The sequence below is a fragment of the Micromonospora sp. NPDC048894 genome (assembly GCF_040649765.1).
Taxonomy (GTDB): Bacteria; Actinomycetota; Actinomycetes; order Mycobacteriales; family Micromonosporaceae; genus Micromonospora; species Micromonospora antibiotica.
Genome location: NZ_JBEZFY010000017.1, coordinates 74856 through 93771, shown reverse-complemented (window position 1 = coordinate 93771; position 18916 = coordinate 74856). Strand labels below are relative to the sequence as shown.

Below are 18916 nucleotides of genomic sequence, written 5' to 3'. Positions count from 1 at the left end.
CTCTTGGGTATTGGCTGCGGCAGTACCAGCAGCCGCTGCATCCGAGTGGCCCGACAGGAACTCGCGTTCCGAGCGGCCGGTGCGACCCCGGTTTTCCGGGGTGCCGAGGCACGTTCCGCGACGACCTGCGGGATGGGCTGGACAGCGGTTAGCCTCTCGGCTACACTGCTAGTTTGCGCTGCCTTCCGACTTGACCCCTGCTCGGAAATGTCCGGTTACGGATATTTCTGGTGGGGTCATTGGAGTGCACGCGTACCAGCCGTTCTGCAGCACCGGTCCTCGGAAGGACGCATCTTGGCAGCTTCCCGCCCTGCGAAGACCAGTCGTACGTCGAGCGCTTTCGCTCCCCGCCGAGTTTCTTTCGGCAGGATCACCGAACACCTCGAGGTCCCCAACCTCCTTGCCATCCAGAACGAGTCCTTCGACTGGCTCGTCGGCAACGAGGCTTGGCAGGGCCGGTCGGCGGACGACCCGCACGCACGCTCGGGTCTCGCGGAAATCCTCGACGAGATCAGTCCCATTGAGGACTTCTCCGGCACCATGTCGCTGTCCTTCTCGGCACCGCGCTTCGACGAGGTCAAGGCCTCGATCGAGGAGTGCAAGGAGAAGGACCTGACCTACTGCGCCCCGCTGTTCGTGACGGCGGAGTTCACCAACAACACCACCGGCGAGATCAAGAGCCAGACGGTGTTCATGGGTGACTTCCCGATGATGACGCCCAAGGGCACCTTCATCATCAACGGCACCGAGCGCGTCGTGGTCAGCCAGCTCGTCCGGTCTCCGGGCGTGTACTTCTCCAAGGAGCCGGACAAGACCTCCGACCGCGACCTCTCCAGCGTCAAGGTCATCCCCAGCCGGGGTGCCTGGCTGGAGTTCGACATCGACAAGCGTGACACGGTCGGCGTCCGCATCGACCGTAAGCGCCGGCAGGCCGTCACGGTCCTGCTCAAGGCCATCGGTTGGTCCGCCGAGCAGATCCGCGAGAAGTTCGGCTGGTCCGAGCTGATGATGACCACGCTCGAGAAGGACCACATCGCCGGCCAGGACGAGGCCCTGCTCGACATCTACCGCAAGCTCCGCCCTGGCGAGCCGCCGACCCGCGAGAACGCCCAGACCCTGCTCGACAACCTCTTCTTCAACCCGAAGCGGTACGACGTCGCCAAGGTCGGGCGCTACAAGTTCAACAAGAAGCTCGAGCTCAGCGTGCCGATCACCACGGGCACGCTGACCGAGGACGACGTCGTCGCCACCGTGGAGTACCTCTGCCGGCTGCACGCCGGTGAGGACGGCTACGAGGCCGACGACATCGACCACTTCGGCAACCGTCGCCTGCGTACCGTGGGTGAGCTGATCCAGAACCAGGTCCGGGTCGGTCTCTCCCGGATGGAGCGGGTCGTCCGCGAGCGGATGACCACCCAGGACGTCGAGGCGATCACGCCGCAGACCCTGATCAACATCCGCCCGGTGGTGGCGGCGATCAAGGAGTTCTTCGGTACGTCGCAGCTGTCCCAGTTCATGGACCAGACCAACCCGCTGGCGGGCCTGACCCACCGGCGGCGGCTGAGCGCGCTCGGCCCGGGTGGTCTGTCCCGGGAGCGGGCCGGCTTCGAGGTCCGTGACGTGCACCCGTCCCACTACGGCCGGATGTGCCCGATCGAGACGCCGGAAGGCCCGAACATCGGCCTGATCGGCGCGCTGTCCACCTTTGCCCGGGTCAACCCGTTCGGCTTCATCGAGACGCCGTACCGGAAGGTCGTCGAGGGTCGGGTCACCGACCAGATCGACTACCTGACCGCGGACGAGGAGGACCGGTTCGTCAAGGCGCAGGCCAACGCGCCGCTCAAGGCGGACGGCACGTTCGCCGAGGACCGGGTGCTGTGTCGCCGTAAGGGTGGCGAGACCGAGGACGTGGTCCCCGGTGCCGTCGACTACATGGACGTGTCGCCGCGGCAGATGACCTCGGTCGCGACCGCGATGATCCCGTTCCTGGAGCACGACGACGCCAACCGCGCGCTGATGGGCGCCAACATGCAGCGTCAGGCGGTGCCGCTGGTCAAGGCGGAGTCGCCGCTGGTGGGCACCGGCATGGAATACCGTGCCGCGGTCGACGCCGGTGACGTGGTGGTGGCCGAGGTCGGTGGCATGATCGAGGATCTCTGCGCCGACTACATCACCATCCACCAGGACGACGGCCACCGCCGGACGTACCTGCTGCACAAGTTCCGCCGCTCCAACGCCGGCTCCTGCGTCAACCAGAAGCCGGTCGTCTTCGAGGGCGACCGCGTCGAGGCCGGCCAGGTCATCGCCGACGGTCCGTGCACCGACGAGGGCGAGATGGCGCTCGGACGCAACCTGCTGGTGGCGTTCATGTGCTGGGAGGGCCACAACTACGAGGACGCGATCATCCTGTCGCAGCGCCTCGTGCAGCAGGACGTGCTCACCTCGATCCACATCGAGGAGCACGAGGTCGACGCCCGGGACACCAAGCTCGGCCCGGAGGAGATCACCCGGGACATCCCGAACGTCAGCGAGGAGATGCTCGCCGACCTCGACGAGCGCGGCATCATCCGGATCGGCGCGGAGGTCGTCCCCGGCGACATCCTGGTCGGCAAGGTCACGCCGAAGGGCGAGACCGAGTTGACCCCGGAGGAGCGGCTGCTCCGCGCGATCTTCGGTGAGAAGGCGCGTGAGGTCCGGGACACCTCGCTGAAGGTGCCGCACGGCGAGACCGGCACGGTCATCGGGGTGCGGACCTTCTCCCGCGAGGACGGCGACGAGTTGCCGCCGGGCGTCAACGAGCTGGTCCGGGTGTACGTCGCCCAGAAGCGCAAGATCCAGGACGGCGACAAGCTCGCCGGCCGGCACGGCAACAAGGGTGTCATCTCGAAGATCCTGCCGATCGAGGACATGCCGTTCCTGGAGGACGGCACCCCGGTCGACATCGTGCTGAACCCGCTGGGTGTGCCGTCCCGGATGAACATCGGCCAGGTCCTGGAGACCCACCTCGGGTGGGTGGCCAAGACGGGCTGGAGCGTGGACGGCGACGACACCGACTGGAAGCGTCAGCTCCGGTCGATCGAGGCGCACGAGTCCGAGCCGGACACCAACGTGGCCACGCCGGTCTTCGACGGTGCCCGCGAGGAGGAGATCTCCGGTCTGCTCTCGTCGACCCTGCCCAACCGGGACGGCAAGCAGCTGATCGGTTCCTCCGGCAAGGCGCAGCTGTTCGACGGTCGTTCCGGCGAGCCGCTGCCCGACCCGATCGCGGTCGGTTACATCTACATCCTGAAGCTCAACCACCTGGTCGACGACAAGATCCACGCGCGTTCGACCGGTCCGTACTCGATGATCACGCAGCAGCCGCTGGGTGGTAAGGCGCAGTTCGGTGGCCAGCGTTTCGGTGAGATGGAGTGCTGGGCCATGCAGGCGTACGGCGCCGCCTACGCCCTGCAGGAACTGCTGACCATCAAGTCCGACGACGTCCTGGGCCGGGTCAAGGTCTACGAGGCGATCGTCAAGGGCGAGAACATCCCCGAGCCGGGCATCCCGGAGTCGTTCAAGGTGTTGCTCAAGGAGCTCCAGTCGCTGTGCCTGAACGTCGAGGTGCTCAGCAGCGACGGGGTGGCCCTGGAGATGCGCGAGACCGACGACGAGGTGTTCCGGGCCGCGGAGGAGCTGGGCATCGACCTGTCCCGGCGCGAGCCGAGCTCGGTCGAAGAGGTGTAGGTGGTGGCGGTGGGGGTCGGCCGATTCGTTCGGGCGGTCAGGCGTGAGTCCGACGCGAGTCGGCCGGCCCCCACCCCCGCCCGTGATCTAGCTGTACAGACGACGACATAGGGGACATAGTGCTCGACGTCAACTTCTTCGACGAGCTGCGTATCGGCCTCGCGACCGCGGATGACATCCGCCAGTGGTCGCACGGTGAGGTCAAGAAGCCTGAGACGATCAACTACCGCACCCTCAAGCCGGAGAAGGACGGGCTCTTCTGCGAGAAGATCTTCGGCCCTCAGCGGGACTGGGAGTGCTACTGCGGTAAGTACAAGCGGGTCCGGTTCAAGGGCATCATCTGTGAGCGCTGTGGCGTCGAGGTGACCCGGTCCAAGGTCCGCCGTGAGCGGATGGGGCACATCGAGCTGGCCGCTCCGGTGACCCACATCTGGTACTTCAAGGGCGTCCCGAGCCGGCTGGGCTACCTGCTGGACCTCGCCCCCAAGGACCTCGAAAAGATCATCTACTTCGCCTCGTACGTCGTGACGAGCGTGGACGCCGAGGCGCGTCACCGTGACCTCTCGACGATCGAGAACGAGATCCTCGCCGAGAAGCGGCAGTCCGAGAACAGCCGCGACTCGGAGATCGAGAAGCGGGCCGCGAAGCTCGAGGCCGACCTGGCCGAGCTGGAGGCCGAGGGTGCCAAGGCGGACGTCCGGCGCAAGGTCAAGGAGGGCGGAGAGCGCGAGATGCGCCAGATCCGCGACCGGGCCCAGCGCGAGATCGACCGCCTCGACGAGGTCCTCGACACCTTCCGCAAGCTCGACTCGAAGCAGCTGGTCACCGACGAGCTGCTCTACCGCGAGCTGCGTGACCGGTTCGGCGAGTACTTCACCGGCGGCATGGGTGCCGAGGCCATCAAGGCGCTGGTCCAGAACATGGACCTCGACGCCGAGGCCGAGAGCCTGCGCGAGACCATCCGCTCCGGCAAGGGCCAGCGCAAGATCCGCGCGCTCAAGCGGCTGAAGGTCGTCGCGGCGTTCCTGAACACCCGCAACTCGCCGCTGGGCATGGTGCTGGACTGCGTCCCGGTCATCCCGCCGGACCTGCGCCCGATGGTGCAGCTCGACGGTGGCCGCTTCGCGACCTCCGACCTCAACGACCTGTACCGCCGTGTGATCAACCGGAACAACCGGCTCAAGCGGCTGATCGACCTCGGCGCCCCCGAGATCATCGTCAACAACGAGAAGCGGATGCTCCAGGAGGCCGTCGACGCGCTGTTCGACAACGGCCGTCGGGGCCGGCCGGTCACCGGTCCGGGTAACCGCCCGCTCAAGTCGCTGTCCGACATGCTCAAGGGCAAGCAGGGCCGGTTCCGGCAGAACCTGCTCGGCAAGCGCGTCGACTACTCCGGCCGTTCGGTCATCGTGGTCGGCCCCAAGCTGAAGCTGCACCAGTGCGGCCTGCCCAAGCAGATGGCGCTGGAGCTGTTCAAGCCGTTCGTGATGAAGCGGCTGGTCGACCTCAACCACGCGCAGAACATCAAGTCCGCCAAGCGGATGGTCGAGCGGCAGCGCCCGGTCGTGTGGGACGTGCTGGAAGAGGTCATCGGCGAGCACCCGGTGCTGCTCAACCGCGCGCCGACGCTGCACCGCCTGGGTATCCAGGCGTTCGAGCCGCAGCTGGTCGAGGGCAAGGCGATCCAGATCCACCCGCTGGTCTGCACCGCGTTCAACGCCGACTTCGACGGTGACCAGATGGCGGTGCACGTGCCGCTGTCGGCCGAGGCCCAGGCCGAGGCGCGGATCCTGATGCTGTCGTCGAACAACATCCTCAAGCCGGCCGACGGCAAGCCGGTCACCATGCCCACCCAGGACATGGTCATCGGTCTCTACCACCTCACCCACCTGACCCCGGGTGGCATCGGTGAGGGCCGGGCGTTCAGCTCGGACGCCGAGGCGCGGATGGCCTTCGACGCGGGCGAGCTGCACCTGCAGACCCCGGTCAAGATCCGGTTGCGGGACGTGATCGGTGTCGACAACGGCAACGGCGGCGAGCCCTGGGTCGCCCCCGAGGGCTGGGTCGAGGGTCAGCCGCTGACCGTGGAGACCACGCTGGGGCGGGTCCTGTTCAACGAGACGCTGCCGCAGGGCTACCGGTTCGTGAACTACGAGATCCGCAAGGGCCAGCTCTCCGCGATCGTCAACGACCTCGCCGAGCGCTTCCCGAAGGTGGCGCTGGCCGCCACCCTGGACGGGCTCAAGGAGGCCGGCTTCCACTGGGCCACCTGGTCCGGCGTCACCATCGGCATGGAGGACGTCATCGCGCCGCCGCGCAAGGCGGAGATCCTGGCGAAGTACGAGGCGGAAGCCGACCGGATCGACAAGCAGTACCAGCGTGGTCTGATGACCGCCGAGGAGCGTCGCGGCGAACTCATCGAGATCTGGACCAAGGCGACCAACGAGGTCGCCAAGGAGATGGACACCGCGCTGCCGCAGGAGAACCCACTGTGGAAGATGATCAACTCGGGTGCCCGCGGTAACCTGCTCCAGCTCCGGCAGATCGCGGCGATCCGTGGTCTGGTGGCCAACCCGAAGGGCGAGATCATCCCGCGGCCGATCAAGGCCAGCTACCGGGAGGGTCTGTCCGTGCTGGAGTACTTCATCTCCACCCACGGTGCCCGTAAGGGTCTGGCCGACACCGCGCTGCGTACCGCCGACTCGGGTTACCTGACCCGTCGTCTGGTGGACGTCTCGCAGGACGTGATCATCCGCGAGGAGGACTGCGGCACCGACCGGGCGATCCCGATGCAGATCGGCGAGCGTCTGGAGGGTGGCCGGCTGGTCGTGCACGAGCACGCCGAGACCAGCGTGCACGCCCGTACCCTGGCCGACGACATCAAGGGGCCGGACGGCACCGTGGTGGCCCACCGGGGTCAGGACATCAACTCCATCGGGGTCGACAAGATCGTCGCCGCCGGGGTGGAGACGGTCCGGGTGCGCAGCGTGCTCACCTGCGAGTCGAAGCTGGGCGTCTGCGGTGCGTGCTACGGCCGCTCGCTGCCGACCGGCAAGACCGTGGACGTCGGCGAGGCGGTCGGCATCATCGCCGCCCAGTCGATCGGTGAGCCGGGTACCCAGCTGACGATGCGTACCTTCCACACCGGTGGCGTCGCGGGTGAGGACATCACCCAGGGTCTGCCGCGTGTGCAGGAGATCTTCGAGGCCCGGATCCCGAAGGGCAAGGCGCCCATCGCCGACACCCCGGGTCGGGTCCGGATCGAGGACGGCGAGCGGTCCCGCAAGATCATCGTGGTGCCCGACGACGGCAGCGAGGAGATCGTCTACGACAAGATCTCCAAGCGGGTCCGGCTGCGGACCCACGACGGGGACCACGTCGCGGTCGGCGAGAAGCTCACCGAGGGCACCATCGACCCGCACGAGCTGCTGCGGATCATGGGTCCGCGGGCGGTCCAGGTCCACCTGACCCAGGAGGTCCAGGAGGTCTACCGCTCGCAGGGTGTGCTCATCCACGACAAGCACATCGAGATCATCATCCGCCAGATGCTCAAGCGGGTGACGGTCATCGACTCCGGCTCGACCGAGTTCCTGCCGGGCGTGCTGGTCGACCGGGCGCTGTTCGAGTCGGAGAACCGCCGGCTCGTCGGCGAGGGTGGCGAGCCCGCCGCCGGTCGTCCGGTGCTGATGGGTATCACCAAGGCCTCGCTGGCCACCGACTCCTGGCTCTCGGCGGCCTCCTTCCAGGAGACCACCCGGGTGCTGACCGACGCGGCGATCAACTCGCGCAGCGACTCGCTGGTCGGCCTCAAGGAGAACGTGATCATCGGTAAGCTCATCCCGGCCGGTACCGGCATCAGCAAGTACCGCAACGTCCGGGTCGAGCCGACCGAGGAGGCGAAGGCCAAGGTCTACTCGATGACCGGCTACCCGGAGACCGACTACGGCTTCGGGCCGGCCAGCGGCCAGGCAGTTCCGCTGGACGACTTCGACTTCGGGTCGTACCGCTGAGCAAGCTCTGACGAAGGCCCCCGGCGTGTTGCCGGGGGCCTTCGTCGTTTCCGGGGCCCGGCGGGACCCGCCATCGGGTCCGGGCCCGCCGGGGGAGTGCCCGGTACGGCCGTCGGCCGGGCATGATGGTGGGCATGACGACCGCTGCGGGGCAGGTGCCGGTGGCGCACCAGCCGCCACGTCATCCACTCGACCCCGACCCGGTGCGCGCCACGAAGGCGCGGGCCGTCTTCGCGCTCGGGCTGATCGGGGCGTTGACCGGGCTCTTCGTCGGTGGGGTGGTGCCCGCCACGATCGCCCTCCAGTTGGCCCGGCAGGCCCGCCGGGAGGCGTACGCCTCGGGTGGTTTCCTCACCGGCGCGGCCTGGCTGCGGCGGGGGGAGCGGTTGGCCTGGGCGGGCCTGGTGCTGGTCGCGGTCGCGGTGGTGACGCTGGTGGTGATCGGCGTGGTCCGGCTGGCCGGGTCCCCCTACGGGCAGGACTTCGCGCCGAACGTCGACTGACCCGTCGGGGTGATGATCCGGCAGGGGGCACCCGCGGTGCGCGGCGGCGGTAGCCTGGCCGGTGTCCGTCGCGTGACGGTGGACCCCACATCGCGACAGGAGGACCCCGTGACGGAACCGGCGCCGCCGTCGGGAGGCGACCCGGGCGGACCGCCCGCCGGCTCCCCGGGTCCCGGCAACGACGCCGGGGCACCCGACCGGCCCGATCCGTGGGCCGCCGGCCCCTGGGGGGCACCGTCGGTCCCGGGGCCCGTCCACGGCACCGGCATCCCGCCGGAGGCCGCTCCGATCGGGTACGCCCCACCGCCGGTCCAGCCAGCCCCCTCCGCCGCCGGGCCGTTTCCGGCAGTTGGCGGATCACTGCGGGGCCCGCTGTCCCACCCACCGCCGGGCGGGGCCTTCCCGGGGCCGGGTGGGTCGTATCCCGGGGCGGGGTCGTCGGGGATGTCGCCCGGGTCGTACCCGGGACAGCCGGCCGGGGCGGGCTGGCCGGCGTCCTCGGGGCACCGACCCGGGCCGCTGCCCCCACCGCCACCGGACGCCCCGCGCCCCCCGAAGCGGGTCGAACCGGTCCCCGGCACACCCTTCGCGGTGGTCCACCTCGACGTTCCGGCGGTCACCTCCGGCCCGGCGGTGGGGTCGCTGATCGCCGGGGTGGTGTCGATCCTGGTGTCGTTCCTGGTGATCTGCTTCGGGGTCGGGGGGGCGCAGCTCGGCGGGGCCTGGGCGGCCGGCGCGTTCACCGTGCCGGGCGCGCTGGCCGGCGCGGCGGCGATCGTCGCCGGGTTGCTGGCCCGTCGGCAGATCCGTCGGGCCGCGCCACCGCCGGCGGTGCGGTTCACCGGTCGGGGCCTGGCCACGGCCGGGATCAGTTGTGGCGGGGTGGGGCTGGTGCTCAGCCTGCTGGGGTTGGGGCTGGCGTTGCTGGTGCAGCTGGCGTGACCCCCGTCGCCCGGGGGTGACGGGCTGCGGCACGCGGCAGCCGGTACACTGGAGGTCCTAGGGGCCCGCCACGGGCGAGCAGCCAGGGCGTACGGCGTGGCCGACGGGGATCTGAGACCCGGCGGACCAGCCCGTTTTGACCTGCGAGGCTGTGGTAGGTACTCTTTCCCCTTGCGCCCGGGCATGCCCGGGCAACTCGTGCGTGCGCGGGATCCGGATCGGTCCGGAGATCACGCGGCCGTACGACACAGCCCAGGACCCGGCGTGCGGACGACCACGCGCCGGTGACAGAAATCCGGTGCGCGCGCGAGCGACCGCGCTGGAACCGTGAATCGGGCGACACGCCCGACCGCGGGTGCCGGGACTTCCGTGAGGTGGTCCCGGTCGGGAATGTAGGAGAGTCGGCCATCAGGTCGGCTAACGAGCAGACGGCGCGGTCGCGTGAGCGGCCGAAGGGAGCGGAGAAACCCGGTGCCCACCATTCAGCAGCTGGTCCGAAAGGGCCGCCAGGCCAAGACGACCAAGACCAAGACCCCGGCGCTGAAGGGATCCCCTCAGCGGCGCGGTGTGTGCACCCGCGTGTACACCACCACCCCCAAGAAGCCGAACTCGGCGCTCCGCAAGGTCGCTCGTGTCAAGCTCAGCAGCCAGATCGAGGTGACCGCCTACATCCCGGGCGTGGGTCACAACCTGCAGGAGCACTCGATCGTGCTCGTCCGCGGCGGCCGGGTGAAGGACCTCCCCGGCGTGCGTTACAAGATCGTCCGCGGTTCGCTGGACACCCAGGGTGTCCGCAACCGCAAGCAGGCGCGCAGCCGTTACGGCGCGAAGAAGGAGAAGAGCTGACATGCCGCGTAAGGGACCCGCTCCGCGGAAGCCGCTGGTCGCTGACCCGGTGTACAACTCGCCTCTGGTCACCCAGCTGGTCAACAAGATCCTGATGCGCGGTAAGCGTCAGCTCGCCGAGCGCATCGTGTACGCGGCCCTGGAGGGCTGCCGCGAGAAGAGCGGCACCGACCCGGTCGTCACCCTCAAGCGGGCGATGGACAACGTCAAGCCGACCCTGGAGGTGCGCAGCCGCCGGGTCGGTGGCGCCACCTACCAGGTGCCGGTCGAGGTCCGCCCGGCCCGCGCGACCACCCTCGGTCTGCGCTGGCTGGTGACCTACTCCAAGGCCCGCCGCGAAAAGACCATGATCGAGCGGCTGATGAACGAGCTGCTGGACGCGAGCAACGGTCTGGGTGCCGCCGTCAAGCGGCGCGAGGACACCCACAAGATGGCGGAGTCCAACAAGGCCTTCGCGCACTACCGCTGGTAACAGCCTGGTTCCGGCGCCGGACCGGCGCCGGAACCGCCATCGGTCGAGTCGAGACGACGATAAGTAGGGATTGAAGTGGCCGCCGCAGACGCGCTCGCCAACGTACGCAACATCGGCATCATGGCGCACATCGATGCCGGTAAGACCACGACCACCGAGCGGATCCTGTTCTACACCGGTATCACCTACAAGATCGGTGAGGTCCACGAGGGCGCTGCCGTCATGGACTGGATGGAGCAGGAGCAGGAGCGTGGCATCACGATCACCTCCGCTGCCACCAAGTGTGAGTGGAAGGGCCACACGATCCAGATCATCGACACGCCCGGTCACGTCGACTTCACGGTCGAGGTCGAGCGGTCGCTGCGGGTGCTGGATGGTGCGGTCGCGGTCTACGACGGCGTGGCCGGCGTGGAGCCGCAGACGGAGAACGTCTGGCGGCAGGCCGACAAGTACCACGTCCCGCGGATGTGCTTCGTCAACAAGCTCGACCGTACGGGCGCGGACTTCTTCCGCTGCGTGCAGATGATGATCGACCGGCTCAACGCCACCCCGCTGGTGCTCCAGATCCCGATCGGGCTCGAGGGCGACCACATCGGTGTCGTCGACCTGATCGGCATGCGCGCCCTCACCTGGCGCGGGGAGACCCAGAAGGGTGAGGACTACGCGATCGAGGAGATCCCGGCCGACCTGGCCGACTCCGCGGCCGAGTGGCGCGAGAAGCTGATGGAGACCCTGGCCGACGTCGACGACGCGGTGATGGAGAAGTACCTGGAGGGCGAGGAGATCTCCGTCGAGGAGATCAAGGCCGCCATCCGGCGGGCCACCATCGCCAGCAAGGCCAACCCGGTGCTGTGCGGCTCGGCGTTCAAGAACAAGGGCGTGCAGCCCATGCTCGACGCCGTGGTCGACTTCCTGCCGTCGCCGCTGGACGTCCCGGCGATCGAGGGTACGGCCACCGACGGCGAGACCCCGATGGTGCGTAAGCCGTCGAAGAACGAGCCGTTCTCCGGTCTCGCCTTCAAGATCCAGACGGACAAGCACCTCGGCAAGCTCACCTACGTCCGGGTCTACTCCGGCCTGCTCGAGTCCGGCTCCCAGGTGGTCAACTCCACCAAGGACCGCAAGGAGCGGATCGGCAAGATCTACCAGATGCACGCCAACAAGCGGGAAGAGCGTCCGTCGGCGCAGGCCGGCGACATCATCGCGGTGCAGGGTCTCAAGCAGACCACCACCGGCGACACGCTCTCCGACCCGGCGAACCCGGTGATCCTGGAGTCGATGACCTTCCCGGAGCCGGTCATCTCGGTGGCGATCGAGCCGAAGACCAAGTCCGACCAGGAGAAGCTCGGCACCGCGATCCAGCGGCTGGCCGAGGAGGACCCGACCTTCCGGGTCCGGCTCGACGAGGAGACCGGCCAGACGGTCATCTCCGGCATGGGCGAGCTGCACCTGGACATCCTGGTCGACCGGATGCGTCGCGAGTTCAACGTCGAGGCCAACGTCGGCAAGCCGCAGGTGGCCTACCGCGAGACCATCCGCCGCAAGGTGGAGAAGGTCGAGTACACGCACAAGAAGCAGACCGGTGGCTCCGGCCAGTACGCCCGCGTCATCGTGAGCATCGAGCCGCTGCCGCTGGACAACGAGTCGCCGACCTACGAGTTCGCCAACGCGGTCAGCGGTGGTCGTATCCCGCGGGAGTTCATCCCGTCGGTCGACGCCGGTGCGCAGGACGCCATGCAGTACGGCATCCTCGCGGGCTTCCCGCTGGTCGGCGTCAAGCTGACCCTGCTGGACGGCCAGTACCACGAGGTCGACTCGTCGGAAATGGCATTCAAGATCGCCGGCTCGATGGTGATGAAGGACGCGGCCCGCAAGGCCGACCCGGCATTGCTCGAGCCGATGATGGCCGTTGAGGTCACCACTCCTGAGGAGAACATGGGTGACGTCATCGGCGACCTCAACTCCCGCCGCGGCATCATCCAGGCGATGGAGGAGCGCAGTGGCGCCCGCATCGTGAGGGCCCTGGTGCCGTTGTCGGAGATGTTCGGCTACGTCGGCGACCTGCGGTCGAAGACCCAGGGCCGGGCTAGCTACAGCATGCAGTTCGACTCCTACGCCGAGGTTCCGCAGAGCGTGGCGAAGGAGATCATCGCCAAGGCGACGGGTGAGTGACGCTCATCCGCTGCTGATCCGGTGAGTCGGGGCAGGTCGCGGGCGGGAATCCCGTCCGCGACCACCTCGGTCGGGTTGGATGAATCCGGGCCTGTAGGCTTCATCGCCGCAGAACCCACCAAGCTCTCCGGCCGCAGGCCGGAAAGGCTGTCGACAGAGTCCTAAGCGCCGTCCGGCGCGCCGGGGCGCGAACCAAGAAGTCCACAGGAGGACACCAGTGGCGAAGGCTAAGTTCGAGCGGACTAAGCCGCACGTCAACATCGGCACCATTGGTCACATCGACCACGGTAAGACGACGCTGACGGCGGCCATCACCAAGGTCCTGCACGACCAGTACCCGGACCTCAACCCGTACACGCCGTTCGACGAGATCGACAAGGCGCCGGAGGAGAAGGCCCGCGGTATCACGATCTCGATCGCACACGTCGAGTACCAGACCGAGGCGCGGCACTACGCGCACGTCGACTGCCCCGGGCACGCCGACTACATCAAGAACATGATCACCGGTGCCGCGCAGATGGACGGCGCGATCCTGGTGGTCGCGGCGACCGACGGCCCGATGCCGCAGACCCGCGAGCACGTGCTGCTGGCCCGTCAGGTCGGTGTGCCGTACATCGTCGTGGCGCTCAACAAGAGCGACATGGTCGACGACGAGGAGCTCCTGGAGCTCGTCGAGCTCGAGGTCCGCGAGCTGCTGTCGGCGCAGGAGTACCCGGGTGACGACCTGCCGGTCGTCCGGGTCTCGGCGCTGAAGGCCCTCGAGGGTGACCCCGAGTGGACCGGTCGCCTGCTGGAGCTGATGAACGCGGTCGACACCGCGATCCCGCAGCCCGAGCGTGAGACCGAGAAGCCGTTCCTGATGCCGATCGAGGACGTCTTCACGATCACCGGTCGTGGCACGGTCGTCACCGGTCGCGCCGAGCGCGGCATCCTCAAGCCGAACGAGGAGGTGGAGATCGTCGGCATCCGCGAGAAGTCGCAGAAGACGGTCTGCACCGGCATCGAGATGTTCCGCAAGCTGCTCGACGAGGCCCGCGCGGGCGAGAACGTCGGTCTGCTGCTGCGTGGCATCAAGCGCGAGGACGTCGAGCGCGGCATGGTGGTCGTCAAGCCGGGCACCAGCACCCCGCACACGGAGTTCGAGGCGACGGTCTACATCCTCTCCAAGGAGGAGGGCGGCCGGCACACCCCGTTCTTCCAGAACTACCGTCCGCAGTTCTACTTCCGGACCACGGACGTCACCGGTGTCGTCACCCTCCCCGAGGGCACCGAGATGGTCATGCCGGGCGACAACACCACGATGGCCGTGAAGCTCATCCAGCCCATCGCGATGGAGGACAACCTCAAGTTCGCGATCCGCGAGGGTGGTCGTACGGTCGGCGCGGGTCGCGTCACCAAGATCATCAAGTGAACTAGGTAACCCCGATTAGCGTTGCCGCCGGTCGTGCGGCATACTGGTCAGGTTGCGTAACGACGGTTAGTCGCCCGTGTCCGGCGTAAGTTGGACCTCCGGGACACTGACAATCGCGCGTAGGGTGGTTGATCGCCCCTGGCGGTCAACCACCCTCGCACGGCGTCCAGATCGCTGTGATGCGATCGGCGTCCAGACCCACCGGGTGACCAGATAGCTGCTCCGGAGACCCGGGGCGGAGCCTGGTCCGAGGGCGCGACACGCCCGACCGCGGGGGTCGGCGAAGCGGTCCTGTGCCAGCCGGTACAGGCACCCGCAACACAGCGGCATCGAGAGAAGGAACAGAAGCCACCATGGCGGGACAGAAGATCCGCATCCGGCTCAAGGCCTATGACCACGAGGTCGTCGACTCCTCGGCGCGGAAGATCGTCGAGACGGTGACGCGCACCGGGGCGCAGGTCGCGGGCCCGGTGCCGCTGCCCACGGAGATCAACCGTTTCTGCGTCATCCGCTCGCCGCACAAGTACAAGGACTCGCGCGAGCACTTCGAGATGCGTACGCACAAGCGGCTGATCGACATCATCGACCCGACCCCGAAGACGGTCGACTCGCTCATGCGCCTCGACCTGCCGGCTGGCGTCGACATCGAGATCAAGCTGTAGGGACCGGACAAATGGACAGGCAAGTCAAGGGGATCCTGGGCGCCAAGCTCGGTATGACCCAGGTCTGGGACAACAACAAGGTTGTGCCCGTGACCGTGGTTCAGGCCGGCCCGTGCGTCGTCAGCCAGGTGCGTAGCGCCGAGAAGGACGGTTACTCCGCGGTCCAGCTCGCCTACGGCACGATCGACCCGCGTAAGGCCAAGAAGCCGCTCGCCGGGCACTACGCCAAGGCGGACGTGGCGCCGCGCCGGCACATCGTCGAGCTGCGCACCTCGAACGCCGCGGACTACTCGCTGGGCCAGGAGGTCACGGTCGAGGAGTTCCCGGTCGGCGTGACCATCGACGTCACCGGCAAGACCAAGGGCAAGGGCTACGCCGGCCCGATGAAGCGGCACGGCTTCCACGGCCTGCGCGCCAGCCACGGTGTCGAGCGCAAGCACCGCTCGCCGGGCTCCATCGGCGCCTGCGCGACCCCGGGTCGCGTCTTCAAGGGCACCCGGATGGCGGGCCGGATGGGTGGCGTGCGCTACACCGTCCAGAACCTGACCGTCCAGGCGGTCGACACCGAGAACAACCTCCTGCTCGTCCGTGGTGCCATCCCCGGCCCCAAGGGCGCGCTGGTCCTGGTCCGCACCGCGGCCAAGACGAAGGTGAAGAAGGGCGGTGTGGCCAAGTGACCACCGTTGACGTCCGCAACGCCGAAGGCGCCACGAGCGGCTCCGTCGAGCTGCCCGCCGACATCTTCGACGTCCAGGCCAACATCGCGCTGATGCACCAGGTCGTGGTGGCTCAGCTCGCGGCGGCCCGGCAGGGCACCCACAAGGTCAAGACCCGCGGCGAGGTCGCCGGTGGCGGCAAGAAGCCGTACAAGCAGAAGGGCACCGGTCGGGCCCGGCAGGGCTCGATCCGCGCGCCGCAGTTCGCCGGCGGTGGCGTGGTCCACGGCCCGACGCCGCGCGACTACAGCCAGCGGACCCCGAAGAAGATGAAGGCCGCCGCCCTGCGTGGCGCCCTCTCCGACCGGGCCCGCGCCGGCCAGGTGCACGTCGTCGAGGCGTTCGTCTCGGGCGAGAAGCCGTCGACCAAGGCGGCCCTGGCGACGCTGGCCAAGCTGACCGAGGCCCGTCGGGTCCTGGTCGTGCTGAGCAGCACCGACGAGCTGAACTGGGTGTCGCTGCGCAACGAGCCGCGGGTGCACCTGATCGAGTCCGGCCAGCTCAACACGTACGACGTGCTGGTGGCCGACGACGTGGTCTTCACCAAGGACGCCCTGGACGAGTTCCTGGGCGTGCCCGCGGAGGACGGCCCTGCGGCCGAGTCCGCCGCCGAGACCACCGAGGAGGGTGGCAAGTGAGCACGATCGCCGACCCGCGGGACATCATCGTCGCGCCGGTCGTCTCGGAGAAGAGCTACAGCGAGCTGAACCGGAACTGGTACACCTTCCTGGTGCACCCGGACGCGAACAAGACCGAGATCAAGATCGCTATCCAGCAGATCTTCAACGTCCGCGTCCTGACGGTCAACACGCTCAACCGCCAGGGCAAGCGCAAGCGCACCAAGACCGGCTTCGGTCAGCGCAAGGCGACCAAGCGGGCGATCGTGAAGCTGGCTGACGGTGACCGTATCGAGGCCTTCGGCGGCCCGGTCAGCTGAGGGGTGTAGACAATGGCTATCCGTAAGTACAAGCCGACGACGCCGGGCCGACGCGGCTCCAGCGTCGCCGACTTCGCCGAGATCACCCGGTCCACGCCGGAGAAGTCCCTGCTGGCTCCGCTGCCCAAGAAGGGTGGCCGCAACGCCCACGGCCGGATCACCACCCGGCACCACGGCGGCGGTCACAAGCGGCAGTACCGCCTGATCGACTTCAAGCGGGTCGACAAGGACGGCGTGCCGGCGAAGGTCGCGCACATCGAGTACGACCCGAACCGCACCGCGCGCATCGCGCTGCTGCACTACGCCGACGGCGAGAAGCGCTACATCCTCGCGCCGAAGGACATGAAGCAGGGCGACCGGGTCGAGTCCGGTCCGGGCGCCGACATCAAGCCGGGCAACAACCTGCCGCTGCGCAACATCCCGGTGGGTACCACCATCCACAACGTGGAGCTGCGTCCGGGCGGCGGCGCCAAGCTGGCCCGTTCGGCCGGCGTCGGCATCCAGCTGCTCGGCCGGGAGGGCGTCTACGCGACCCTCCGGATGCCGTCCGGTGAAATCCGGCGGGTCGACGTGCGCTGCCGCGCCAGCATCGGCGAGATCGGCAACGCCGACCAGTCGAACATCAACTGGGGCAAGGCCGGCCGGATGCGCTGGAAGGGCAAGCGCCCGACCGTCCGTGGTGTCGCGATGAACCCGGTCGACCACCCGCACGGTGGTGGTGAGGGTAAGACCTCCGGTGGTCGTCACCCGGTGAACCCGCAGGGTAAGCCCGAGGGCCGCACCCGTCGTAAGGGCCAGCCGAGCGACCGGCTGATCGTCCGCCGCCGCTACGCCACGCGTAAGCGCGGCTGAGGGAGATAGAGCATGCCTCGCAGCCTGAAGAAGGGCCCGTTCATCGACGACCACCTGCTCAAGAAGGTGGAGACGCAGAACGACAAGGGCTCGAAGAACGTCATCAAGACCTGGTCGCGCCGCTCGACGATCATCCCCGAGATGCTCGGGCACACGATCGCCGTGCACGACGGACGCAAGCACGTCCCGGTGTTCGTGACCGAGGCCATGGTCGGGCACAAGCTCGGCGAGTTCGCGCTGACCCGCACGTTCAAGGGTCACGAGAAGGACGACCGGAAGAGCCGCCGGCGCTGACGCCGCGGGCATACGGATAGAGGAACAAGGGGTTACAGCGATGCCAGGAAAGGGCGACGCTCCGGTGCTTCCGGGCGCGCGGGCGGTTGCGCGACACGTGCGCATCTCGCCGATGAAGGCGCGCCGGGTGGTCAACCTCGTCCGCGGCCTGCCCGCGAAGGAGGCGCTCACGGTGCTGCAGTTCGCGCCGCAGGCGGCGAGTGAGCAGGTGTACAAGGTGCTCGCGAGCGCGATCGCCAACGCGGAGAACAACGAGCGGCTGGACCCCGACGCGCTGCTCGTCAGCGAGGCGTTCGTCGACGAGGGCCCGACGATGAAGCGGTTCCGGCCGCGGGCGCAGGGCCGGGCGTACCGGATCCGCAAGCGCACCTGCCACATCACCGTGGCGGTCGAGGCGGTCGCGCCGGCCGCGCCGAAGAAGTCCGCGGCGAAGAAGGCGGCACCGGCGCAGCAGGCCGAGCCCGCGGCGACCGAAAGTAAGACGGAGGGTGCCGAGTAATGGGTCAGAAGGTTCACCCCACTGGATTCCGGCTCGGCATCTCGACCGACTGGAAGTCCCGCTGGTTCGCGGACAAGCTCTACAAGGACTACATCGGCGAGGACGTCAAGATCCGCCGGATGATGTCCAAGGGGCTCGAGCGCGCCGGCATCTCCAAGGTCGACATCGAGCGCACCCGGGACCGCGTCCGGGTCGACATCCACACCGCCCGGCCGGGCATCGTCATCGGCCGTAAGGGTGCGGAGGCCGACCGGATCCGCGGCGAGCTGGAGAAGCTCACCGGCAAGCAGGTGCAGCTGAACATCATCGAGGTGAAGAACCCCGAGTCGGACGCGCAGCTGGTCGCCCAGGGTGTCGCCGAGCAGCTCTCCAGCCGGGTCAGCTTCCGTCGGGCCATGCGCAAGTCGATGCAGTCGGCGATGAAGAACCCCGTCTGCAAGGGCATCCGGGTGCAGGTCTCGGGCCGCCTCGGTGGCGCCGAGATGAGCCGCACGGAGTTCTACCGCGAGGGTCGGGTCCCGCTGCACACGCTGCGGGCCAACATCGAGTACGGCTTCTTCGAGGCCCGTACCACCTTCGGCCGGATCGGCGTGAAGGTCTGGATCTACAAGGGCGACGCCGTCCCGGGCCGGGAGGCCCCGGCCGAGGCCGGTCCGTCCCGCCCGCGTCGTGGTGAGCGTGGCGACCGGCCCGAGCGGCCGCGTCGTGGCCGGTCGGGTTCGTCCGGTACGACCGCCGGCGGTACCGAGGCCGGCCGGGCTGCCGCGACCACCATCGCGCAGCAGGCCGAGACGCCGAGTGGCGAGCCCGTCGACAGTTCCGCTGTCGCCGCGGCCGCCACCCAGCCGGCAGAAACGCAGCAGGAGGGCTGACA

16 protein-coding genes are annotated in these 18916 nt (G+C 68.4%); all 16 read left to right on the top strand.

Annotated features, from left to right (window positions below; all coding sequences use genetic code 11):
- Positions 1-294: 294 nt before the first annotated feature.
- The 16 genes from AB0C22_RS27670 to rpsC all read left to right on the top strand — a co-directional run bounded on the left by AB0C22_RS27670 (position 295) and on the right by rpsC (position 18914).
- Positions 295-3726 carry a DNA-directed RNA polymerase subunit beta gene (locus tag AB0C22_RS27670; protein ID WP_208568211.1) on the top strand — a complete coding sequence of 1144 codons (3432 nt, stop codon included), beginning with the start codon at positions 295-297 and terminating at the stop codon, positions 3724-3726.
- A 119-nt stretch (positions 3727-3845) separates the two neighbouring features.
- Positions 3846-7736, top strand: a complete 3891-nt coding sequence (locus tag AB0C22_RS27665) for a DNA-directed RNA polymerase subunit beta' (protein WP_208568210.1) — start codon at positions 3846-3848, stop codon at positions 7734-7736.
- A 134-nt stretch (positions 7737-7870) separates the two neighbouring features.
- Positions 7871-8239: a hypothetical protein gene (locus tag AB0C22_RS27660; RefSeq protein WP_208568209.1), complete on the top strand. Its 369-nt coding sequence runs from the start codon at positions 7871-7873 to the stop codon at positions 8237-8239.
- Positions 8240-8758: 519 nt separating this feature from the next.
- Positions 8759-9181, top strand: coding sequence for a hypothetical protein (locus tag AB0C22_RS27655; protein ID WP_208568321.1), 423 nt, complete (start codon positions 8759-8761; stop codon positions 9179-9181).
- Positions 9182-9652: 471 nt separating this feature from the next.
- Positions 9653-10027, top strand: a complete 375-nt coding sequence (gene rpsL / locus AB0C22_RS27650) for a 30S ribosomal protein S12 (RefSeq protein WP_007465318.1) — start codon at positions 9653-9655, stop codon at positions 10025-10027.
- A 1-nt stretch (position 10028) separates the two neighbouring features.
- Positions 10029-10499 carry a 30S ribosomal protein S7 gene (rpsG, locus tag AB0C22_RS27645; protein ID WP_091242043.1) on the top strand — a complete coding sequence of 157 codons (471 nt, stop codon included), beginning with the start codon at positions 10029-10031 and terminating at the stop codon, positions 10497-10499.
- 75 nt (positions 10500-10574) lie between these two features.
- Positions 10575-12671 (top strand): elongation factor G, encoded by a 2097-nt coding sequence (gene fusA / locus AB0C22_RS27640; RefSeq protein WP_208568208.1) that lies wholly within the window; start codon positions 10575-10577, stop codon positions 12669-12671.
- A 217-nt stretch (positions 12672-12888) separates the two neighbouring features.
- On the top strand, positions 12889-14082 hold the full coding sequence (gene tuf, locus AB0C22_RS27635) for an elongation factor Tu (RefSeq protein ID WP_204924855.1): 1194 nt from the start codon (positions 12889-12891) through the stop codon (positions 14080-14082).
- A gap of 353 nt (positions 14083-14435) precedes the next feature.
- Positions 14436-14744 (top strand): 30S ribosomal protein S10, encoded by a 309-nt coding sequence (rpsJ, locus tag AB0C22_RS27630; protein WP_007073037.1) that lies wholly within the window; start codon positions 14436-14438, stop codon positions 14742-14744.
- A gap of 11 nt (positions 14745-14755) precedes the next feature.
- Positions 14756-15421: a 50S ribosomal protein L3 gene (gene rplC / locus AB0C22_RS27625; RefSeq protein ID WP_208568207.1), complete on the top strand. Its 666-nt coding sequence runs from the start codon at positions 14756-14758 to the stop codon at positions 15419-15421.
- Positions 15418-16098, top strand: coding sequence for a 50S ribosomal protein L4 (gene rplD / locus AB0C22_RS27620; RefSeq protein ID WP_208568206.1), 681 nt, complete (start codon positions 15418-15420; stop codon positions 16096-16098). Before rplC ends, rplD begins: the two co-directional genes overlap by 4 nt.
- Complete coding sequence (gene rplW, locus AB0C22_RS27615; RefSeq protein ID WP_007465304.1) at positions 16095-16397, top strand: 50S ribosomal protein L23; 303 nt, start codon at positions 16095-16097, stop codon at positions 16395-16397. Before rplD ends, rplW begins: the two co-directional genes overlap by 4 nt.
- 12 nt (positions 16398-16409) lie before the next feature.
- Complete coding sequence (gene rplB, locus AB0C22_RS27610) at positions 16410-17249, top strand: 50S ribosomal protein L2 (RefSeq protein ID WP_091242024.1); 840 nt, start codon at positions 16410-16412, stop codon at positions 17247-17249.
- A 12-nt stretch (positions 17250-17261) separates the two neighbouring features.
- Positions 17262-17543: a 30S ribosomal protein S19 gene (gene rpsS / locus AB0C22_RS27605; protein ID WP_088647003.1), complete on the top strand. Its 282-nt coding sequence runs from the start codon at positions 17262-17264 to the stop codon at positions 17541-17543.
- 40 nt (positions 17544-17583) lie between these two features.
- On the top strand, positions 17584-18042 hold the full coding sequence (rplV, locus tag AB0C22_RS27600; RefSeq protein ID WP_088647002.1) for a 50S ribosomal protein L22: 459 nt from the start codon (positions 17584-17586) through the stop codon (positions 18040-18042).
- The gene (rpsC, locus tag AB0C22_RS27595; protein WP_088647001.1) at positions 18042-18914 is read left to right on the top strand and encodes a 30S ribosomal protein S3; all 873 of its coding nucleotides are present in this window, start codon (positions 18042-18044) and stop codon (positions 18912-18914) included. Before rplV ends, rpsC begins: the two co-directional genes overlap by 1 nt.
- Positions 18915-18916 lie beyond the last annotated feature (2 nt).

Bases quoted from the DNA above. Each gene is read 5' to 3' on its own strand.
- rplC (WP_208568207.1), top strand. From the start codon at position 14,756: ATGGACAGGCAAGTCAAGGGGATCCTGGGCGCCAAGCTCGGTATGACC.
- rpsG (WP_091242043.1), top strand. From the start codon at position 10,029: ATGCCGCGTAAGGGACCCGCTCCGCGGAAGCCGCTGGTCGCTGACCCG.
- rplB (WP_091242024.1), top strand. From the start codon at position 16,410: ATGGCTATCCGTAAGTACAAGCCGACGACGCCGGGCCGACGCGGCTCC.
- rpsC (WP_088647001.1), top strand. From the start codon at position 18,042: ATGGGTCAGAAGGTTCACCCCACTGGATTCCGGCTCGGCATCTCGACC.
- AB0C22_RS27660 (WP_208568209.1), top strand. From the start codon at position 7,871: ATGACGACCGCTGCGGGGCAGGTGCCGGTGGCGCACCAGCCGCCACGT.
- rpsJ (WP_007073037.1), top strand. From the start codon at position 14,436: ATGGCGGGACAGAAGATCCGCATCCGGCTCAAGGCCTATGACCACGAG.
- rpsS (WP_088647003.1), top strand. From the start codon at position 17,262: ATGCCTCGCAGCCTGAAGAAGGGCCCGTTCATCGACGACCACCTGCTC.
- rplV (WP_088647002.1), top strand. From the start codon at position 17,584: ATGCCAGGAAAGGGCGACGCTCCGGTGCTTCCGGGCGCGCGGGCGGTT.